Origin of the sequence: Neolewinella persica DSM 23188, from assembly GCF_000373105.1 — a bacterium.
Classification (GTDB): Bacteria; Bacteroidota; Bacteroidia; order Chitinophagales; family Saprospiraceae; genus Neolewinella; species Neolewinella persica.
The window spans coordinates 52,522-72,083 of sequence record NZ_KB890444.1; the positions used below are offsets into that span (position 1 = coordinate 52,522).

A 19,562-nucleotide genomic window follows, 5' to 3' on the forward strand; every position below is an offset into this window, starting at 1 on the left:
TCCGCCGCCGCCCCACAAAACTAAGCCCAACAATATCCGTTATAAACCCGCCGCCTAAAGGTAGTTATCCGAAATACCTCCACACTAAGTGTATTCCCGGGTACTAATAATCTCTCCAATATGCATAAGCTCCTCCTCTTTTCGTTTTCTTGTTTCCTCCTGTTCACCGCCTGTAATGCGGTCCAGGACTCCTCCGAAAAAGCCTCCGCTGCTGTAGAAAAAAAGTCGGTGCCTGGCCACTTCAAAGGCGGACTGTATGAGTACTGGTATGAAGGAAAAGCCGAAATCAACACCTACGACTTAGAACAAGCACGTTATGGGGATTTACGCCAGGGGCAGGTCAGTATGATATTTGTCTCCGAAGACTTTCTTACCGACAAACAAGTCAAGAACGACAATTACAGCAACCCGAATTCAACGCCAATCATCAAGACCAATATGATCCGCCGGTTCGTGACCGGTATTTACGACTACTCAATAATGACCTCCGTTTTCACCCCCACCAAAACGGACGAGCAGCCACATACACTGAAGGTAACGACGAGTCTGCAAGACTGGTGCGGGCAAACCTTCACCCAACTCAATTACGCCGGAGGCGGCAACTGGGACCAGCAACTACGCTCTTACTTCGAAAAAGAAGGAGATACCAACCTCAGCCTGCCAGCAGACTTCCTCGAAGATGAAGTGTTCAACCGTATCCGTTCGGGCTGGGAAAACCTGCCTACCGGTGACTACCGCGTCATTCCTGCTACCAATTTCCTGCTGATGACTCACCAGCCCTATCAGGCCGCCAGGGCTACGATCAGTCTAAACGATTACACCGGAGACGATTACACCGGGACCGGCCTGAAAACCTACGTCATTGACTATGGCGGTCTCGGTCGAAAGCTGGAAGTTGTTTTCGACGCTTCCTCGCCCTACATTATTCGGGGTTGGGATGAAACTGCTCCCAGCCGCGGCAAAAGCCTGATCACTAAGGCACGCCTCAGTCACCAAAAGCGTGCCCCGTACTGGAACCAAAACGGTGTAAAAGACGAACCCCTCCGGGCCGATCTCGGACTGTAATGATTATTGTGACACACTACTGGACATTTTTGGCCCCCTCTCCGTTGAGCATTAGGCAAAACGCACCGGAGAGGGCGGGAGGCGAAGTTGAAAACCAAAAATGTCCCGTAGTAGCGGATTATTGATGTATAATTTCTTAATCTTGAACCCCGCCCCACTGATTTCTACCTCTTGAAGTACTGAACACACAATCCCGCCTCACCGTTACACCAAGCAATAACCTCCCGATACATGATTTCACGTTTTATCCTCTGCCTTTGCTTCCTGCTCGCGCTATGTTTCTCTGCTGCGCTGCCCGCCCAGGGGCTGCAACCTTACAACCCAAGTAAAGCGACCAACGGTATTATGATCGGCCTTGGAGGGAGTATCACCATCGGGTCAATGTTTCTGGACAAAAAGGTTACTCCGATGACTGAGTTGGAGGTGAAAAATCTGGACGTCAATAAGATATGGCCCATCGACCGTTTTTCTTTGCGCCACCTATCCTTTGAATCTGATGAGTTTACGGACAAATTGCTGCTAACGAGCTTCGCCAGCCCCTTCTTCTTGCTGCTCGACAAGACTGGGCGCGACAACTTTGACGATATGGCGATGATCGTCTTTCAGGGAGCCATGCTCAATTCTGCCCTGATCAACTTATCCAAGACCACCGCCAGGCGGCCCCGCCCCTACAACTATAACCCCGATGCACCGCTCGACATCAAGCTGCGAAAGTCAAGTCGCTACTCCTTTTACAGTGGCCACGTGGCCACTGCAGCCTACTTCAGCTTCACTACGGCACAGCTATACAACGATCTCCACCCCAACAGTAAAGCCCGGCCCTACATCTATGCCGCTGCAGCCCTTATCCCCGCCACAGTAGCCTACGGACGTATGCGGGCGGGGAAACACTTTTTTACCGATGTGCTGATTGGCTTTGCTGCCGGCACCGCGATTGCATTAACGGTGCCCGCTCTGCACCGCGCGGGAGGAGAATAAACGAATACGTGCCCGGGACCTCGTTGGCTGGCAACGTTAAAGTCACGTTACCATCTCTCATTGGCAACAGAAATCTACCGGTTAATCGGTTTCTTACCCTGATATGTCAGCCACACCCAATAAGATAGGTTGGCGCAGTGCCGCGGCCCTTGTATTGGCCAATATGATCGGTACGGGTGCTTTTACGACGCTGGGGCTCCAGCTGGAATGGATCTCAAATGGTCCTGTCCTTTTACTATTGTGGGCCATCGGGGGACTGGTAGCCTGGTGTGGTGCGGTTAGCTACGCAGAACTGGGTACCCGCCTGCCCCGATCAGGCGGAGAAACCCACTTTTTGGCGGAGATTTTCCACCCCTTACTCGGCTTCCTTAGCGGATGGGTCAGCCTTACCGTAGGTTTTGCTGCTGCGGTAGCCCTTAGTGCAATGGCCGTTGGCCATTACCTGGCGGCCTGGACGGGCTGGCACCCGCTCTGTACTGCCGCTGCCAGTATTGTCCTGTTGTCGCTCGCGCACAGTTTCGGCACCAAGCAATCAAGTACTCTGCAGAATACGCTCACGGCCATCAAACTTATGGTCGTACTGGCGCTAGGCTTAGCCGGGGCCTTACTGCCCGCCCCCGAAGGTGCGGTGGTTGACTGGTCTATCAATACCATGGAAGCCGTTTGGTCTCCCGGTGCAGCCGTAGCCATGATCAGTGTGTTCTATGCCTTCTCGGGTTGGAACGCCGCCGCCTACATCGTGGAAGAAATCCGTGAGCCTAACAAGAACCTGCCGCGTGCCCTCGTGGTGGGTACGCTGGTGGTCAGCGGGCTATTTCTACTGCTTCAGTATGGCTTTCTGCGGCAAGCCGGCAGTGCCGCACTTACCGGCCAAATTGATGTAGCGCAGATAGCTTCCGGAGCCATGTTTGGCGAGCAAGCGGGCCAGTTGGTCAGCGTGCTCATCGGAGTTTTACTGCTGACCGGTATTTCCGCCATGATCTGGATCGGTCCCCGGGTCGTAAGAGCTATGGGAGACAGCCACCAGCTGTGGCGCACCTTTGGAGAGCTAAGTAAAAATGGACTCCCCCTCCGGGCAACCTGGCTACAGGGAGGTATCAGCCTCTTTTTGGTTTTCACCTCCAGCTTCGAGCGGGTATTGATGTACAGTGGTTTTGTATTACAGCTTTTCACTTTCCTGGCGGTAGCCGGGCTTCTCATACTGCGGTTACGTTCGCGCAAAGACGCGGGTTACTCTTCTCCTTTGTACCCGGTTCCGCAAGTGATATTCCTGACTTTCAGCGCCTGGTCGTTGGCCTATCTGCTGAAGACACAGCCAACAGAAAGTTTGTTGGGCCTGCTGAATGTAGTGGCAGGATTAGCGGCGTACTATTTTGATGTCCGGGTTCCGAAGGCAAAGATATCCGGGTAAGATGACTGTGGTGATTCGGCAGAATCGTTGGAAAGAGCGCCAGTTCTTGTAACCGGAGACGAATCTGGTGGCGCGGACGCAGGGTGCAGTTTGAGGATAAAGGAGCAGGGTGAAACAAGCGCCGTTGAATTGATGACATGGTGCGCTACATCCATTCCCCCGGGAACGGTTATCTTTGCGGTCAAGAATTAAAATTCTCAAAATGTCTATCTCCCCCACTGCTCCCAAATCATTATTTCTGGTTGTTGGCCTGATCCTGATCGCAGCTGCAAGCCGCTTGCTCCCCCACCCTTCTAATTTTGTTCCCGTGGGTGCCATGGCACTGTTTGGGGCAGCTGCGCTGCCCAAGCGCTGGCTGGCCATCGTCGTCCCGGTGCTGGCTTTCTACCTGAGTGACCTCGTACTCAACAATACCCTGTACGCTGCTTATTTCGATGGTTTCTATTGGGGTGTTTCTTACTGGATGGTAGGGGCTATCGTCCTGATGGTTCTGCTGGGTATGGGCTTGCTGCGTAACCTTAAGTTTTCCTGGCTGCGCGTTGGCGGAGCCGCCGTAGGTGCCACATTGGTCTTCTTCCTCGTGACCAACTTTGGCACATGGGCCGGCGGTATGTTGTACCCCAAAACCGGCGCTGGGCTACTGGCCGCTTTCGCAGCCGGTTTACCGTTTCTGCTCAATAGCCTGCTCGCCAACTTAGTATTCAGCGGCCTCCTCTTCGGCGCAGCACGCTGGGCCGGCGTTCTTATGCCCCAGTCAACCAATGTATTGCAGGCTGAAACCATCGATGCGCACTAGACCCGGTGAGGTAGTGCCCCCTGCCCCTTTGTATTAGTTGTCCCTGGTGCTTAGTCCTGACCACTAAATCCTGAGTACTGTTCCCGGACTCCTGAATACTGGCCCCTGAAACCTGAATTCTGGAGACTGAATCCTAAATTCTGAGTCCTGCCCCCCTGAACCCTGAGTACTTAAAAATGCGACTCCGCCCCTCACTGACCCTGCTCTTTTTATTCGTCGTTTGCACCTGCGGCCGCGCCCAAATCGTGAACATAGAAGACAAACGAAAAGCCCTCGACAGTCTGGGCTGGTTCGGTCAGATAGACCTAAACGGCAGCCTCACCAAAAACAATAATACCGTTGTTACCGCAGGTGGTGGCCTGCGCCTCGACCGCCTCGGCAAAAAGGGAAATGTACTCTTCCTGAGCGACTACCGGCTCGTGCAGGTAAGTGGTAAAAATGCCCTCAATTCGGGATTTGCACACATTCGTTATGGCTACGAACCGAAGGACCGATGGCGCTGGGAAACTTTCGCCCAGGTGCAGTATAATGAGCAACTACGGCTGACTCTTCGCTTTTTGTCGGGGGCAGGCATTCGCCGCCGACTCTACAAAAACAAGGGCTCCAGAGCCTACCTCGGCATCCTGTACATGTATGAGTACGATGAGCTCGCAAATTCCGACATTTTTTACCGGGATCACCGTATGAGCAGCTACCTGACCTTCAACATCAAGTTGTCCAACAACCTGTCGTTGGCCAACACCACCTATTACCAACCCCGGCTGCCTGAATTTAACCTCGCCAGGGTATCCACCATCACTAATCTCGCACTCGCAGTAACCAACCGACTCCGGTTTACCACCAATTTTTCCCTGACGCACGATGCGCGCGTCGCGCGCGACCTGCCAGACATTCCGGCAACTACCTATAAATGGGTGAATGGCGTTAGGTGGGGGTTTTAATCAAGTTGTCGGGTTTTCCAGTTGTCAGGTTGTTCAGTTTTCTTGTTCTCCGATTGTCACCGCCGCACGAACACCGTGAGCGCTTCCTTGCGGCAGCGATAATGACAACTGTACCATTTGACTACTACTCGACTACCTGACCCTCTGACTCGCTGACTAACTTCTTCTTCCGCTTTTCCATATTCCGCGCTGCCCGCATCGAGCGCCATTCCTTACGCGCCAAAAAGAAGAGAAAAAAAGCGGGTACTCCCGGCGCAAAGGATTTTATTGTCACGTTCTCCGCACCATTGAGGTAGTAGTAAGCAGTCACCGCCAGAAAGGCAGAAAAAGCCAGCACGAATATCGAAAAAATGAGGAAGCTGACGAAGTGGCGATTGGAGGAACGAGGCACAGTTGTAGTCTTGTATTCTTGGAATCTAATTTACTTATCACAAAGTGGTTTGGGAAATCCCGTGGCGCTGAGCGCCTGCAAATCCTGCTGCTCTCAAGTCAACTGTATCCCGAACCTTTACGGCTTTGAGTATAGTCCCGAACAAGTCTGAACGAAGGAAAGATTTACGGGCAAGATTGCTTCAGGGTTGGCCCAACAATGTCGGCAGTAGACAGCCGATCCTCGTTATTTTTTGTCGTTGGCCGCAAGTTCCTTTTGTGGCGTCAGCGCTTCGATGGCGCGCCGGAGGAACCCCGGTACAATGGTATCGTGCGTATGCTGGATACGGTCAGGGTGGCTCAGGTCCTCGATCATTTGCAGCCACTTGTCGCGGCCGTGGTCAGCGATGACTTCCATTTTGATGTCCGGACGACTGAAATGCGCCAACATTCCTTCGGGATCGGCTTCCGGGTGAAACTGTACGCCTACTACTTCGGGGGACCAACGTACGCCCATCAGTGCCCGTTCCAGGTCAACATGCGGGCGAATCTTCTCCTTGGCCAGCAGCGTAGCGCCTACGGCCTCCAACTGTTTCTTATCAGGCTGAATAGCCTGAAAGTGGCGAAAATCTGCTGCGGTGAAAGGACTTTCCAATCCCTTGAAAATAGGATCTTTCTTACCGGCTTTGGTCTGATGAATGGGAAAGGTACCGAAGCTGATACTCATACGTTCTGTCACCTCCGCCAACTGAAAATGGTGAACCGCCATCTGAAAGCTGTGGCAGATGAAGAAAACGAATTTCTTCCGGTCGTTGGTCGCATTATGAGACATTATGCTGTCCAGCCAGTCTGTCCAGGTGCCATACCAGTCCCCGTCAACCTCCCGGGGATCACCTGGCCCGCCTGAGCTGATGAAAATATCATATTCCAGACTTGGCACTTTGCCGTCGACGCGGACATCGAAGACGTCGTAATCAACGCGGTCGGCGAACTGTTCCACAAGTTCGCGGATGCAGCGCATCCCCTGATTAGGGATACCATTATATAAATCAAGGATAGCAAGACGAAGACGGCTCATGTTCAGGGGGAATTTCGTGAGGTCGTAGAGTAGTTATGTGTAAGACGGTTAACCGCTGTTAAGGTAACCCGTACAGCAGAAAAGGTTTAATTTTAAAGTGTTAATACTGAAATCAATCACATAAGAAGCTACGCGACCAACCAAAAGTTGGGTTGATAACGCTGCAACGGATCATAACGCTGCTCTACACCTCAGCCAATACAGGCTCATTTACCGGTTCATCTTCAGCGGGCGCCGGTACCAGCGGGTACTCATGGCCCATATACCACAAGGATAATACCCCCAGCCCGGTAAATAAAGCAGCAACGCCGAAGACGCCCAACATTCCTATACCTAAAAATTCCTCGGAACTGTCTGGCAGCCCCTGCTGCCCCAGGTAATAGCTACTGCCGTTGTTGATAAAATGTATCAGGATTACCAGGCCCAGCGATCTGGTCCGATAGTAGACGTAACCGAGGGCAAAGCCGACGATAGAGGCAAAGAAAACGTGGACCGGGTGGAGGTGCATTGCTCCAAAGATCAAGCCGGAGAACAGGATGGCTTTGGTCGGAGATATTTTCCTTAAAAAACCACGCAGCACAACGCCCCGCAACAGTGCTTCTTCCAGAATCGGAGCCCCAAGCACTACCGCAATGGCCATCCCGATGCTTGGCACCATGGCCTCCTTCATCATCTCAACGAATCCCTCGTACATGGGAAGGTATTCGGCAATCATGGTGACGCCATTGGCCACCAGTAACGTACCGATGATCGCTAATATTCCCGGCATCAACCCAACGTTTTCAAAACCAAGGGTCCACTTCGGCTTACCAAGTTTACGCCATCCATAAATGATGCACAATACCAGCGGGAGCCCCATCGCGATGGGTGCAGTTTGCGAAATTGCTGCCTGAAGGTCACCTTGGTCCAATTCAATTCCTCCTTTAGCCATAGCAATCGCCACCGCGGGAATACTGCCGAGAATTGTGCCGCCGAAGTAAATAGCTACCAAAGCTAAAAGGTGTTTCCAATTAGGGAATGATGGATCGCGCATGACGTAGGGTTAAGTTTAGGGGGAAGATAAGGCGCGGCCGCGGGATGCAGGGAAAGTTGGAGCTTGTTGAGTACGAACCATTTTTACTGCTCTAAGGATCCTCTTTTAAGCCATGCACCAGCCATGACCTCCTCCTTTAAAGTAAAAGTCTTCATCTCCACGGTCGGAACGACCGCGTTCAAAAGCCGGATCAGCCGGGCGAACCACCGTTGGTCCGTCACCGCTGCGTACCGTGCCACCTTACGGAAAACTTTGTGTTCGTTCCAGAGCATGGTTCCCAAGGACCGCAGCCCGGCGTACCCCCTAAAGCCCCTTACGACCACCAGCAGCTGAAGTTTCCCAGCCGTGGCGTACTGTTGATCCAGCTGCCGGTAATAGCCCAACAGGTCCTTTCTGCTCAGGGTACCACTAACCTCGTATCGCAGGTATTTGCCAGTGGATGTGGTGATGTTTAACATAGTCCACTAATGGATGTTTCAGGAGCTTTGTTGATCAAAGGGAGGCCTTTATTAGGGGCGGGGGGTAAGCCCCGTACGTAATATCGGTGGTATCCGCCGTTCGCTTAGCGAACGAAAAATGCGGTTTCGGGGTGCAGATACGGACGGGGGCAAGCCCCGTACGTGTGGAACGAGTCGGTTAATTCCTGAAAGGATCCATTAGGTAGAAAGGCTACCCAACCAGTTTCTCCTGTAACTCCTCCAGTGGCACCCCTTTAGTTTCCGGCATCATCCGCCAAACGAAGATTAATTGAAGGAACATCATGAAAGCGAAGAAGGCGAATACCGGTGCGGTACCGATTTTGGTAAACAGTATCGGAACTAAAGACGGGATCGCAGCGGCCAGCACCCAGTGCACCGAGCTGCCAAAAGCCTGGCCCTTTGCCCGCAGGTGATCGGGAAAAATCTCGGCAATGAATACCCAAATGACGGTCCCCTGCCCAATAGCGTGTGCCGCAATAAAGAGAAAAAGGAACAGGGGTACGGCCATTCCCTGCCAGCCGAAGGAAAAAGCCATTGCCACCAGTGACAGAGAAACGATGTAGCCAACCGAACCGATGTACATTAATGTTTTGCGCCCAAAACGATCAATCAACGACAAGCCAATGAGCGTAAAGACCATATTCACCACCCCAACACCGATGCTGCTGAGTAAGGCGGAGCTTTGCTCTAATCCGGCCAGCTCGAAGATGCGGGGAGCATAATAGAGAAAGGCATTGATCCCGGAAAATTGATTGAAGAAAGCAATCAAAAACGCCAACATCAGCGGAAAGCGATAACGGGGACTAAAAATCGTCTCCTTCAGGGCCGTCGTTAACCGCTCTGCCTTCCAACGCTCAATCATTGCACCTGCGACCGCGCCCACATCTTTCACCAGACCTCCGCTTTGCTGAATCCGCTCCAGCACCGCCTTGGCCTCACTTTCCCTGCCCTGATTGAGTAGCCAGCGGGGACTGCGTGGTACCGTAAGCACCATCAGGGTATAAATGAACGCGGGAATTGCTTCCACGCCGATCATCCACCGCCAGGCATTCTCGCCCAACCCGCTCAGCAGGTAATTTGACAGGAAAGCAACCAGAATACCAAAGACAATATTGAACTGATAGAGGGCCACCAACTTCCCCCGGTCATTGGCTGGCGCAATCTCCGAAACGTAAGCCGGAGCGGCCACCGTGGAAGCACCAACGCCTAATCCCCCCAGAAAACGAAAAGCGGCAAACACCCAGGGGTCAGTCGCCATACTGGAACCAACCGCCGAAGCGAAATACAGTACACCAATCCAAAACAAGGTCTGCTTCCGCCCAATCTTATCCGTCGGTATTCCACCGAAGATCGCTCCCAGTACCGTTCCCCACAAAGCGGAGGCCATAATGACTACCCCGTGGAAAAATTCCCCGCGGGGCCACAGCGCTTCCAATGACTGGTCTGCGCCGGAGATGACCACGGTATCAAAACCAAAGAGAAAACCGGCCAATGCTACGGTTAGCGACCAAAAGAGTATTTTTTTATTGGGCATAGTTTGAATCGTTTAGAACGGTAAGCTAGGTTATAGGATTCAGAGTTCAGTATTTAGAATTCAGATTTTAGGAGGCAGGGATCAGGGATCAGGTATCTGTATGTAGTATTCGTGAGTTAGTATTCAGTGTTCAGGGATTAAATCTGAATCCTGGTTTCTGAATCCTGATCCCTGGTCACTGAACCCTAAATACGGAATCCTGATCCCTGAATACTGAATCCTACCCCACCAACCGATCAATCACCCGCCCGGCAACATCAGTAAGCCGGTAATCCCGCCCCTGAAAGGCGTAGGTAAACCGTTCATGGTCGAACCCCAACAAGTGGAGCATCGTGGCCTGTACGTCGTGTACGTGCGCACGGTCACGGACACCGGCGTAGCCTATGGCGTCCGTCTCGCCGTAGGTGATACCAGGACGTACTCCACCGCCAGCCATCCACATAGTAAAGGCCTCGCCGTGGTGGTCTCGTCCAAAAAATGGCATTGTTACCCCACCACGGTTTTCCCGCATGGGGGTTCGGCCAAACTCCCCTCCCCAAACAACGAGGGTGTCCTCCAACATCCCCCGTTGTTTAAGGTCCTTTAGCAACGCCGTCATCGGCCGGTCGATCCGTTGGCAGCGATCCCGCAGGCCATGTTGCAGGCTGGTACCTTTATTAGTACCGTGGTCATCCCATCCCCAATTGTACAACTGAATAAACCGGACGCCGGATTCCGCCAGCCGGCGGGCCAGCAAACAATCGTTGGCGAAACTCGACTTCCCCGGTTCCGTCCCGTAAAGCTCATGGATATACGCTGGTTCCTGACTGATGTCCATCACCTCCGGCACACTGACCTGCATCTTAAAGGCCATCTCGTACTGTTTAATCCTGGTTAGCGTCTCCGGGTCTCCCACCTGCTCGTACTGCTTTTGGTTGATCGCATTGATCGCTGCAATGCTCCGCCCGCGTAAGTCCCGGCTCACGCCATCCGGATCATTCAGGTAAAGGATCGGATCTCCTGCCGAACGGCACTGGACGCCCTGGTGAACGGATGGCAAAAAACCACTCCCCCACAAGCTTTTCCCTGCACTCGGTTCCTGCCCGCCTGAGGCGAGCACGATAAAACCAGGCAAATTCTCATTGTCGGAACCCAAACCATAAGTAACCCAGGAGCCCATAGATGGCCGCCCTACCCTGGGGCTTCCCGTTTGCATCAGTAACTGTGCCGGGGCATGGTTGAACTCTTCGGTGTGAACCGCTTTCAGAAAGGCAACTTCATCAACCATCTGGCTGAAGTGCGGAAGCAGGTCAGACACCCAGGCACCGCTTTGACCATGCTGAGCGAAATTAGCCTGTGGGCCCAACATCTTCGGCGTTCCCTGGATGAAGGCGAAGCGCTTACCCGCCAGCAGGGAGGGCGGGCAGTCTTTGTCGTGCAGTTTTGCCAGTTCCGGCTTATGGTCAAACATTTCCAACTGGGAAGGGGCACCGGCCATGTGGAGGTAGATTACCCGCCGCGCCCGCGGCGCGAACCGAAAAGCCTCCGCTACGCCTGCCGGCATTCCCGACGGCACCGCCGGTCCACAACCGGTTAATCCGCCCAGGGCCAGCCCCCCCATTCCCAGCGCGCACTGGCGCAGGAAGAGGCGTCGGGTGTTGAGGGCCGCCTGGCGGTGATGGGCTTCTTGGTGGAAGTTTGACATGGAGGGTCGGGTTATTAAGTTGTCGGGTTGTCAGGTTGTCAAAAAGGCGTCGAGGTTAAAGGCTGCGTTCACGACTAATGTAAGTGCGGCCAGTTCAGGCGAAGCCACTCCGGTTAGCGCTTTGGCCGCGGGCAGGTTCGTTTGATAGTCCACAAGAGCTTCGTCATAAAGAGCGTTAAGGCTTTCGGTTTCCGTAACCGTAGCTTTCCGGAACAGCGTGCGTTGCATCAAGCCCTCGATTCGTGCGTTGGTCGTTTCGAAGCGCTCTGCGAGGTCTTTAGCCAGGAAAACGGCACACTCCAGCACGGCCGGGTCGTTGAGCGTCATCAGGGCCTGTAGCGGCGTATTGGTTTCTACCCGGCGGGAAAGACAGGCTTGGCGGTTGGAGCCGTCAAAGGTGGTCAGCGACGGATGTGGAACACTCCGCCGCAGGTAGGTGTACACCGCACGGCGGTAGCGGTCTTCGCCGGTGCTGGTTTGCCAACGCATCCCGCTGTAGGGCACGCCGTCCCACAGCCCGTCGGGCTGCACCGGCATTACGCCCGGGCCGTACATTTTATCCGACAACAAACCAGAGACGGCCAGTACCTGATCCCGGACCTGCTCGGCAGCCAGCCGCTTACGGGGCGCACGTGCCAGTAGTTGATTATGGGGGTCCCGGGCCAGTAATTCCGGCGATAGTTCGGCGGATTGACGATAAGTTTCGGAGGTAACCAGCAGGCGGATCAGGGCTTTGGGTTGCCAGGCGAGGTCATCACTAAAGGTTACCGCCAGCCAGTCCAATAGCTCGGGGTGCGTTGGTGCTGCTCCCTGGCTGCCGAAGTCTTCCGTGGTTTCCACGATGCCCCGACCGAAGATTTGCGCCCAAAATCGGTTTACGCCTACCCGGGCAAAGAGTGGATTCTCCGGGGCCACCATCCAGTTGGCGAAGGCCAGCCGGTCCTGGCCGGGATCAGCCGATGTTTCCAATGTAGGAAAGATGGCCGCAACCCCGGCCTGAACCGTATCGCCTGGCACCAGCCAGTTGCCGCGTTGAAACACAGTCGTGGTGCGCCGCGAGACCGGTGCCAGTTCCGCCATTACCGGCGTGCGAACGGAATCATTGGCCGCCAGCAGGTCATCAATAAAAGCTTCGATTTCGGCATAACCCGGTGCCGTTTCTCCCGGTAATTCCTCCTGGTACAACACCCCGTACAGACCGAGCAAACGTCCTTCTTCCTCACTGTAAAAGCGGAGGTACAACGCCTGTTCTCCTTTGGTTGGCAGCAGGTGAATGCGGTGGTAGTTGTAGGACCACCCTCCTTCGTCCAGGACCTCTTCGCCTACCAACGGACCGTCGAGGCTACCTAAGCGGACTTCAACGCGGGCATGCTTATACAGGCGGTAGTTGAGGTGGAGGGTGGCGATCCCGGTTAGGTCCTGCGGCGGTAGCCGCAGGGAGGCACCATCGGTGAGGAACATCCAATCTTCATCCCCACGGTCGGTAAACACGCCGTTGACGACTTCCGTGAATTGATACGGACGCACGCGGGGTTCCCGAACCCTGATCATATCAACCCACTTTTGCACCTGCGCTCCCGCCTCCTCTTCCGCATGCTCCCGCACCCAGTCTTCCAGTTTACGGGCCTTCTTTTCATCCTTTTCCCGGTAGGTAATCAGGTACGGCGCTTCGGTCACGTGATCGTGGTCGGCCGTATTATTGAACACGGCATACGATTGATAAAAAGCCTCCTGCCGCAGCGGGTCGTACGGATGCCCGTGGCATTGCACACACGCCATGGTGGTACCCAAAAAGGCCTCCCAGGTGGTGTTCACCCGGTCGATTACGGTCACCACCCGGTACTCTTCATTATCGGTTCCTCCCTCATCATTGCTTAATGCGTTGCGGTGAAAAGCCGTTGCCAGGCGTTCTTCCCGGGTCGGTTCCGGTAGTAAATCTCCCGCCAGTTGATTACGCGCAAAAGCATCGTAGGGCAGGTCTTCATTGAAGGCACGAATCACCCAATCCCGGTATTGCCAGATGGAACGGGCTTGGTCACGTTCGTAGCCACGCGAATCGGCATACCGCGCCAAATCAAGCCACATACTGGCCCAATGTTCGCCGAAAGCCGGGCTGGCAAGCAACTCATCCACTACTTTTTCGTAGGCCGCTTCATCGGGGTCTTCCAGGAACCGACGCAGCATTTCCGGATCAGGCGGCAGGCCGGTAAGATCAAGGCTGAGCCGGCGCAGCAGTTCATGTTTCTTGGGCGCGGACGCAGGTACAAGGGAATCCTTTTGGAGCCGGGAGCGGATGAAGGCATCAATCGGATTTTCCGCCGGGCCATCGTCAAGAACCGGAACCTGGGGTTTGGTCATCGGCAAATAGGCCCAGTGCTCCTCCCATTGCGCGCCCTCTTCAATCCATCGATGAATTAACGCCGTTTCTTCTTCCGTCAGTGGCGCTCCGTCAAGCGGCATACGCAGTTCGGGATCTTCATGCTTAATCCTGCGCAGCAGTTCACTTTGCCCCGGCTTGCCCGGTACAATGGCCCGCTTACCGCTGCTGGTTTCCACCAGCGCATCTTCCCTGAACACCAACCCGAAGCCCCCAGCCTGTTTGACTCCACCGTGGCAGCCTACACATTTAGCGTTGAAGATCGGGCGGATATGAGTGTTATAAGAAAGCGGCGTCTCCTGTGCGCAAGTAACGAGCACCAGACAACCAATCAGCACCATCAAATTCCGGAACAACATGAAGGCTAAACTACGTAATAATTACGAGCTTGCTTGCAAAGAAATGCAAAAGCCCCGCCACTCCATCCAGGGAGCAGCGGGGCTTCGGTGCAAGGACGCTCAAAGCGTCCCGCAGGGACCTTTGAGCGTCCAATGTCAGCAGTTTATTTAACGACCACCATCTTCTTAGAGGCAGTGAACTCACCCGCCGTCAGCGTGTAAGTCAGTACTCCGGAAGCTTTGATGTCCGTAAGTTCTACTACGTTCAAACCAGCAGCAGCGTCGATTTTCTGAACGGAGACCAGACGACCAGCAGCATCACGCAGCGTCAGCGTTGCCGGAGCAGCGGCAGCCAGTTCGAAGCGGATCACCGTCGTGGAAACTACCGGGTTGGGCATGTTCTGGTACAGCACATTTAACGCAGCAGCAGGTGCAACTTCAGCGTTAAAGGCAAGGCCAAGACCATTGCTTAAGCCGTTGGCGCTGACACCTTCCAGTACCGTAATGGCATCGGTAAGTACCAAAGCTTCGCTCAGCCTTACTGCCGTTGTTGCCCGTACTTCCAGGCTAATCTTTGCGTTGTCACGCAGAGCGATCGCGATCATTCCCTCACCAGCACGGTTCAGGTTTATGCCACCTTCTCCGGTGTACTCAGCGCTGATCAACTCAAGACCAGCACCAAGCTCCAGAGTGCCCTGGAAGGCCGCTAGCGCCGTACCATCCAGCACGATGGTGTGCATTTGTCCGGCGTTCAATTTCGTGTCCTGCACTTGCAGGTTCGCAGAAGAGCGGCCTCCTATATTGAAGGGGTTTCCGATCTCAATGGCCACAAAGTTGACGTTCCGTAAAGTAGCCGCCAGGTCATTCACGTTGTAAACTTCAGGGAAGGCAGTTCTGTAAGGGTCGGCAGCATTAATGACCGTTCCCGTTGGAACGAACACCCAGCTGGCTCCTCCGGCAAATTGATCGATTTGACCAAGGATCAATTTGCTGGTATTAAGGACATCAAAAATATCCAGGTAGCGGTCCCTGTTAACGTCAGCGGCCACGTAATCGTACGGGCTATCGAATGATTCGGTGCCCAGGATCACACTGATCATCTTCACCAAGTCTGAAGATTTTACATTGCGTAGGTTCACCGGTGCATCAAAGTCAGGCTGCACCGTGTAATCACCACCCAGTGTCAGGTTAGTAAAGGAGAAGGCACCAGAAACGTTAGTCGTCGTTTCCATATCCGCACCATTGTTGCCGGTCAGGCTAACGGTTACGTTGCGCAGGGACTCGTTATTAAAAGTTGCGATTTGTCCACTCAGGTCACCAGTGGCGTTTCCAGCACAATGGCCAGCATTATCCTGAACTTCAACTACTACGGAACAAAAATCGGGTGTAGTGCCATTATTGTCGAAAGCGTAGATGCGTACATTAACGGTACCGTTAACGAAATCATCACAATCAATATCCGTCACACCATTTGTTGTGGGCGGATTATACCGGGGAACGAACCCAGCATTTCCAGCTACACTTGACCGGAAGATACTGTATTTAGTTACTTCATTACCGAAGCAATCCTCGATTGGGCTGGCAATAAAATCGCTGGCCCAAATGGCGGCGGAGCCGCCACCATTGCCATCATCAGCAAGAACGACCGTCAGGGTCTGGATACAAATCGGTGTAGGAGAACGATCGGCTTCCACACAAAATTCAATGATCTGAACGTCAAAATTGCCACAACCATCAGCAGCGCGAACACGCAAAGCGTGAGCACCTACCGGTACATTTGTAGCCGTAACGGTAAAGTTTCCAGTGCCATCATTGTTGGTGGTAACTCCAATACCAAGACTGGCAGCGTTTACCGGACTGAAACCGTTGGCAGCTACGTAGTCTGCATCCAACTCAACACCTACCACGGCGCGTGAACATTCGTCCTGAGCGTTGAATTCGATTGCCACCGTACCGCGGCAACCATCTCCATTTCCGGAGAAGCAGGCAGCAGGCTCGGTAAAGGTTATTTCCGGAGCCACCTCATCATAGATTTTGATGAACTGGACATACCGGAAGAAGCCACGGCCATTGGAATTAGCGTAGTTCGCAGCCACCAGCTGGTCATTCTGCGGAGCACTTGGGCTATATACCCGATCCGTAAACAAGGTCATGAACGCCTGGTCATCAGATTTGGTAGCGGTATTGTTGGCAATAACGTTGACGTAAAGCACGTCGGTATCCAGGTTGCGGGGGCTGCGCTGGCGGTTAAGCACACCGTTTCCGTTGCGAGGAATAACGTAAGGCTCACCAAGTGAGTTGTACTCACACCAGTTCACTACGTCGTAGGTAATCCGGAGTTTGAAACATTCGTCGCCAGCCAGCAAGGTCCGGAAAGTATCGACCTTCGTAGTTGTGGTCATCAGATCACAACCGAATTGATCGGCTACGATACCGGCATAGGCAGGAATTTCGGCACATGAGCCAGCCTCATCGGTGGGGAGAGCCAAGCGGTAATCGTTGACACCAATGACGTTGATCCGCTGCGTACAGGTATTGCTAAAGCCGCTAGGGTCAGTAGAACGGAACGTACGGGTAAAGCTACCTACACCACAGTTGTTGATGCCACCGGAAATGGTTTGGGTAATTGCTGCGCTACAGTTATCCACGCCTGCGGCTACGCCGAATATGGCGTCCAGGGTTGCCGTGCTGGCATCCTGAATGTTATTTGGCAGCGATGAACGGTAATCCTCACAGTTTAGGGTAAGGTTGCCGGGAGCAATACAGCTTGGCGCAAGTTTATCCTCTACCCGCACATCGAGCCAGCAGAAGTTTTCGTTACCAAGTGCGTCAGCTACCCGTAGACCAACACGTACGGTTCCAATGTCCTCACAAGTAAGGTTAATCTGGTTACTGTAAGTGCCGATAACGGTATTGTTAGCCCGAATTCTCGCGATACTTAGCGTTACGCCTGAACAATCGTCGTAAGAACCATTGTCGATGTTGGCTGGCGTCAGTACCGCAAAACCGGTGTTGGAACCCGCAGTAGCAAGGATGTTCAGTCCGTCCTCACAAATGGCTACCGGAGGGGTTTTATCTTCAATTACGAAAAAGTAATCACTTGTGCCCGTATTACCACACTGGTCGCTGTACGTATAGCGCAGCAGGTGACGACCTGCAGGAATAGCAGTAGATAGTTCTGGGAGCCCACCAGGTACAACCACAAAAGCACCAATGGGGCTTGCGTTCACGTTACCGCCGGGGAAAATCTGAGCGGTAATATTCACATTTGTTCCGGAACAGTTGTCCACCGCCCGAACATCATCAAGGCGTAAATAAGCTGCGCAAATATTTCCGGCGTTGGTACCGTAAATCAGGTCACCATTCCCATTAGTGGGTACGTTTGGTCCGGTAAAGGAAGGAGCCGTTGTATCGCCTACTTTTACTACCTGATTGAAAGTGCGAATATCGCTTGGATTACACCAGTCGATAACGGTGTAAGTGCGTACAAATTTGTACGTAAACGGGCAGGTAATAACCGGATTACCATCGGAATAGGTAACACCAATATTACAGACTGATTGACCGGAGGTGAGTGGAAAAACACGATTTCCTACAGCCAGGAAAGGGAAATCCGTTGCGCGAGGGGCAGGATAATCCGCACGGGTGGGGCTCTGAACACCGCATTGCTCGTAATTCACTACTACCGGTAGATTCTCGCCATTCAGATTATCCAAGGTCGGACGGGTAAAATTGATTTTGTAACTGGCTACTACGCTTGCATTAGGAATGCCGGAAGCACTAGTACACAGTGCGATTTCCCGGGCAACAAACCGACGCGTAAGGAACACATCTTCACAATCCGGATTAGAGGCATCGAAAGTTAGTGCATCGCTGACGCAGACTTCAATTTCATTAGCGCATCCGTCTGTAAATACGGGTACCAAAGCTTGGGTTCCACCAGCAAGTAAACGATCACGGAGAGCAGGCGCCATGGTACCGGCGATTGTAGCACCAGTTTCTGCGTTCACACGATAGCACCGGTTAATTGTATTAGGCAGAGTCGTCAATCGATTGTCGTCGATATCTACACAAAGTAGTTCTACATCAGCAGGCACCGTTACGATTGCCGGCGGTGTTTTGTCTTCTGCATTTACGAAGCCCCAGCAAGAAGTGAAGGCAAGATCAAGGTCACCAGTTCCAATGGAAGTGATCGTGTACCGGAAACGGCCACAACCGTCAACAATCGGGCCATTAGAGGGGTCATTGTCCTCAACGGTGATGTTGAACGGAAATTCGTTGATACAGGTCATGTTTCCAGTCAGTAACATCGAAGGGATGATCGTAGCCTGGCAGTTATTATTCAAAGTCAGATTGACCTGAGCTATACAGGAAAAAGCTGGTTCAACAAACCCCACAGTAACCGTGGCGGTTACGGTAGTTGCGTTTCCACTTGCATCGGTAGCTGTAACCTGTACTTCGTTATCCCCAATCTCTGCACAGCTGAAAGAAGACGGTGTTACTGTGACCACAATCTGACCAGCACTGGAACAGTTATCCGACACAGTGTTCACGAGTAAGGAAGGATTAATGACCATGGCTGTACCACTGGTATTCAGCGTAAGGTTAAGGGGACGAGTTGTTAATTGCGGACCAGTAGTATCCGTATTACAATCTTGTCCGGTAAGAATACTGGTGGTCAGCAAAAACAGCAAACTCAGCAGTACTGTCAGTATAGCTGACCTGGTAAATGAATTTACGCTGAGATTGGTAAAGGTTGTTTTCATTAAGATTACTTTTTACGATGGTATTGTCCACCTGGACACAGGTAGATAGGAGAACATGGGATTAATATTGTGAGGTAGTTGTCAGCTTGTAGGTGACGGGCGGAGGATACTCACTCTTTTAGGAACTCGCGCCAATAGGAATGTCTGACTCTATTGATAGCTAGAATTAGTCTTCCATGAACGCTCGGTATAAACCGTTTTAGCGCTGGAGCAGTAAAGCATAGAAAGGCGTCCTTTTGTAGGAAGGCTTTTTGATTTCATCGGAGATTACGCGATTTAATAAGCAAATGTATAGCGTTGCCTTAATAGGTAGTTGCTTGCTTTTAGTTAAACTTTATTGTCAGGCTTATAAAAAAGCCCCGCCACTCCATCAAGGAGCAGCGGGGCTTCGGTACAAGGACCTCAAAGCGGCCCCAAGGGGACCTTTGAGCGTCCGGTATGTGCAGTTTACTTAACCACCACCATCTTCTTAGAAGCGGTGAACTCNCCCGCCGTCAGCGTGTAAGTCAGCACGCCGGAAGCCTTGATGTTGGTCAGTTCCACCACGTTCAGACCAGCAGCAGCGTCGATTTCCCGAACGGAAATCAGACGGCCGGCAGCGTCGCGCAGCGTCAGCGTCGCAGGAGCGGCAGCGGCCAGCTCGAAGCGAATAACTGTTTCGGTGCGAACCGGGTTGGGCGTGTTCTGGTGCAGTACGTTTTGCGCGGACGCAG

General features: G+C 53.0%; 14 protein-coding genes. 5 read left to right on the forward strand and 9 right to left on the reverse strand.

The window, feature by feature from the left end:
• Window positions 1-120: 120 nt before the first annotated feature.
• The 5 genes from B036_RS30010 (at window position 121) to B036_RS32325 (ending at window position 5,191) form a co-directional block, all read left to right on the forward strand.
• Entirely contained in the window at window positions 121-1,065 is a 945-nt protein-coding gene (locus B036_RS30010) for a hypothetical protein (RefSeq protein WP_020570228.1), read from the forward strand.
• A 231-nt stretch (window positions 1,066-1,296) separates the two neighbouring features.
• Window positions 1,297-2,043 (forward strand): phosphatase PAP2 family protein, encoded by a 747-nt coding sequence (locus B036_RS0118525; RefSeq protein WP_020570229.1) that lies wholly within the window; start codon window positions 1,297-1,299, stop codon window positions 2,041-2,043.
• 103 nt (window positions 2,044-2,146) lie between these two features.
• Window positions 2,147-3,454 carry an APC family permease gene (locus B036_RS0118530; protein ID WP_020570230.1) on the forward strand — a complete coding sequence of 436 codons (1,308 nt, stop codon included), beginning with the start codon at window positions 2,147-2,149 and terminating at the stop codon, window positions 3,452-3,454.
• 202 nt (window positions 3,455-3,656) lie between these two features.
• Complete coding sequence (locus B036_RS30015; RefSeq protein WP_020570231.1) at window positions 3,657-4,250, forward strand: DUF6580 family putative transport protein; 594 nt, start codon at window positions 3,657-3,659, stop codon at window positions 4,248-4,250.
• Window positions 4,251-4,426: 176 nt separating this feature from the next.
• Window positions 4,427-5,191, forward strand: a complete 765-nt coding sequence (locus B036_RS32325) for a DUF481 domain-containing protein (protein WP_020570232.1) — start codon at window positions 4,427-4,429, stop codon at window positions 5,189-5,191.
• A gap of 124 nt (window positions 5,192-5,315) precedes the next feature.
• Here B036_RS32325 and B036_RS0118545 read toward each other — a convergent pair whose 3' ends face one another.
• The 9 genes from B036_RS0118545 to B036_RS0118590 form a co-directional block, all read right to left on the reverse strand.
• Entirely contained in the window at window positions 5,316-5,582 is a 267-nt protein-coding gene (locus B036_RS0118545; protein ID WP_026232112.1) for a hypothetical protein, read from the reverse strand.
• 225 nt (window positions 5,583-5,807) lie between these two features.
• Entirely contained in the window at window positions 5,808-6,638 is an 831-nt protein-coding gene (locus tag B036_RS0118550; RefSeq protein ID WP_026232113.1) for a type 1 glutamine amidotransferase, read from the reverse strand.
• Between the two features lie 184 nt (window positions 6,639-6,822).
• Window positions 6,823-7,671: a CPBP family intramembrane glutamic endopeptidase gene (locus B036_RS32330; RefSeq protein ID WP_020570235.1), complete on the reverse strand. Its 849-nt coding sequence runs from the start codon at window positions 7,669-7,671 to the stop codon at window positions 6,823-6,825.
• A gap of 83 nt (window positions 7,672-7,754) precedes the next feature.
• Entirely contained in the window at window positions 7,755-8,129 is a 375-nt protein-coding gene (locus B036_RS0118560; RefSeq protein WP_020570236.1) for a SpoIIAA family protein, read from the reverse strand.
• A gap of 211 nt (window positions 8,130-8,340) precedes the next feature.
• The gene (locus B036_RS0118565; protein ID WP_020570237.1) at window positions 8,341-9,684 is read right to left on the reverse strand and encodes a sugar porter family MFS transporter; all 1,344 of its coding nucleotides are present in this window, start codon (window positions 9,682-9,684) and stop codon (window positions 8,341-8,343) included.
• A gap of 220 nt (window positions 9,685-9,904) precedes the next feature.
• The gene (locus B036_RS0118570) at window positions 9,905-11,368 is read right to left on the reverse strand and encodes a DUF1501 domain-containing protein (protein ID WP_020570238.1); all 1,464 of its coding nucleotides are present in this window, start codon (window positions 11,366-11,368) and stop codon (window positions 9,905-9,907) included.
• Window positions 11,369-11,398: 30 nt separating this feature from the next.
• On the reverse strand, window positions 11,399-14,104 hold the full coding sequence (locus B036_RS0118575) for a DUF1553 domain-containing protein (RefSeq protein WP_020570239.1): 2,706 nt from the start codon (window positions 14,102-14,104) through the stop codon (window positions 11,399-11,401).
• Between the two features lie 143 nt (window positions 14,105-14,247).
• Complete coding sequence (locus B036_RS0118585; protein WP_026232114.1) at window positions 14,248-18,849, reverse strand: T9SS type A sorting domain-containing protein; 4,602 nt, start codon at window positions 18,847-18,849, stop codon at window positions 14,248-14,250.
• Window positions 18,850-19,296: 447 nt separating this feature from the next.
• The gene (locus B036_RS0118590) at window positions 19,297-19,542 is read right to left on the reverse strand and encodes a T9SS type A sorting domain-containing protein (protein ID WP_455014823.1); all 246 of its coding nucleotides are present in this window, start codon (window positions 19,540-19,542) and stop codon (window positions 19,297-19,299) included.
• Between the last annotated feature and the right edge of the window lie 20 nt (window positions 19,543-19,562).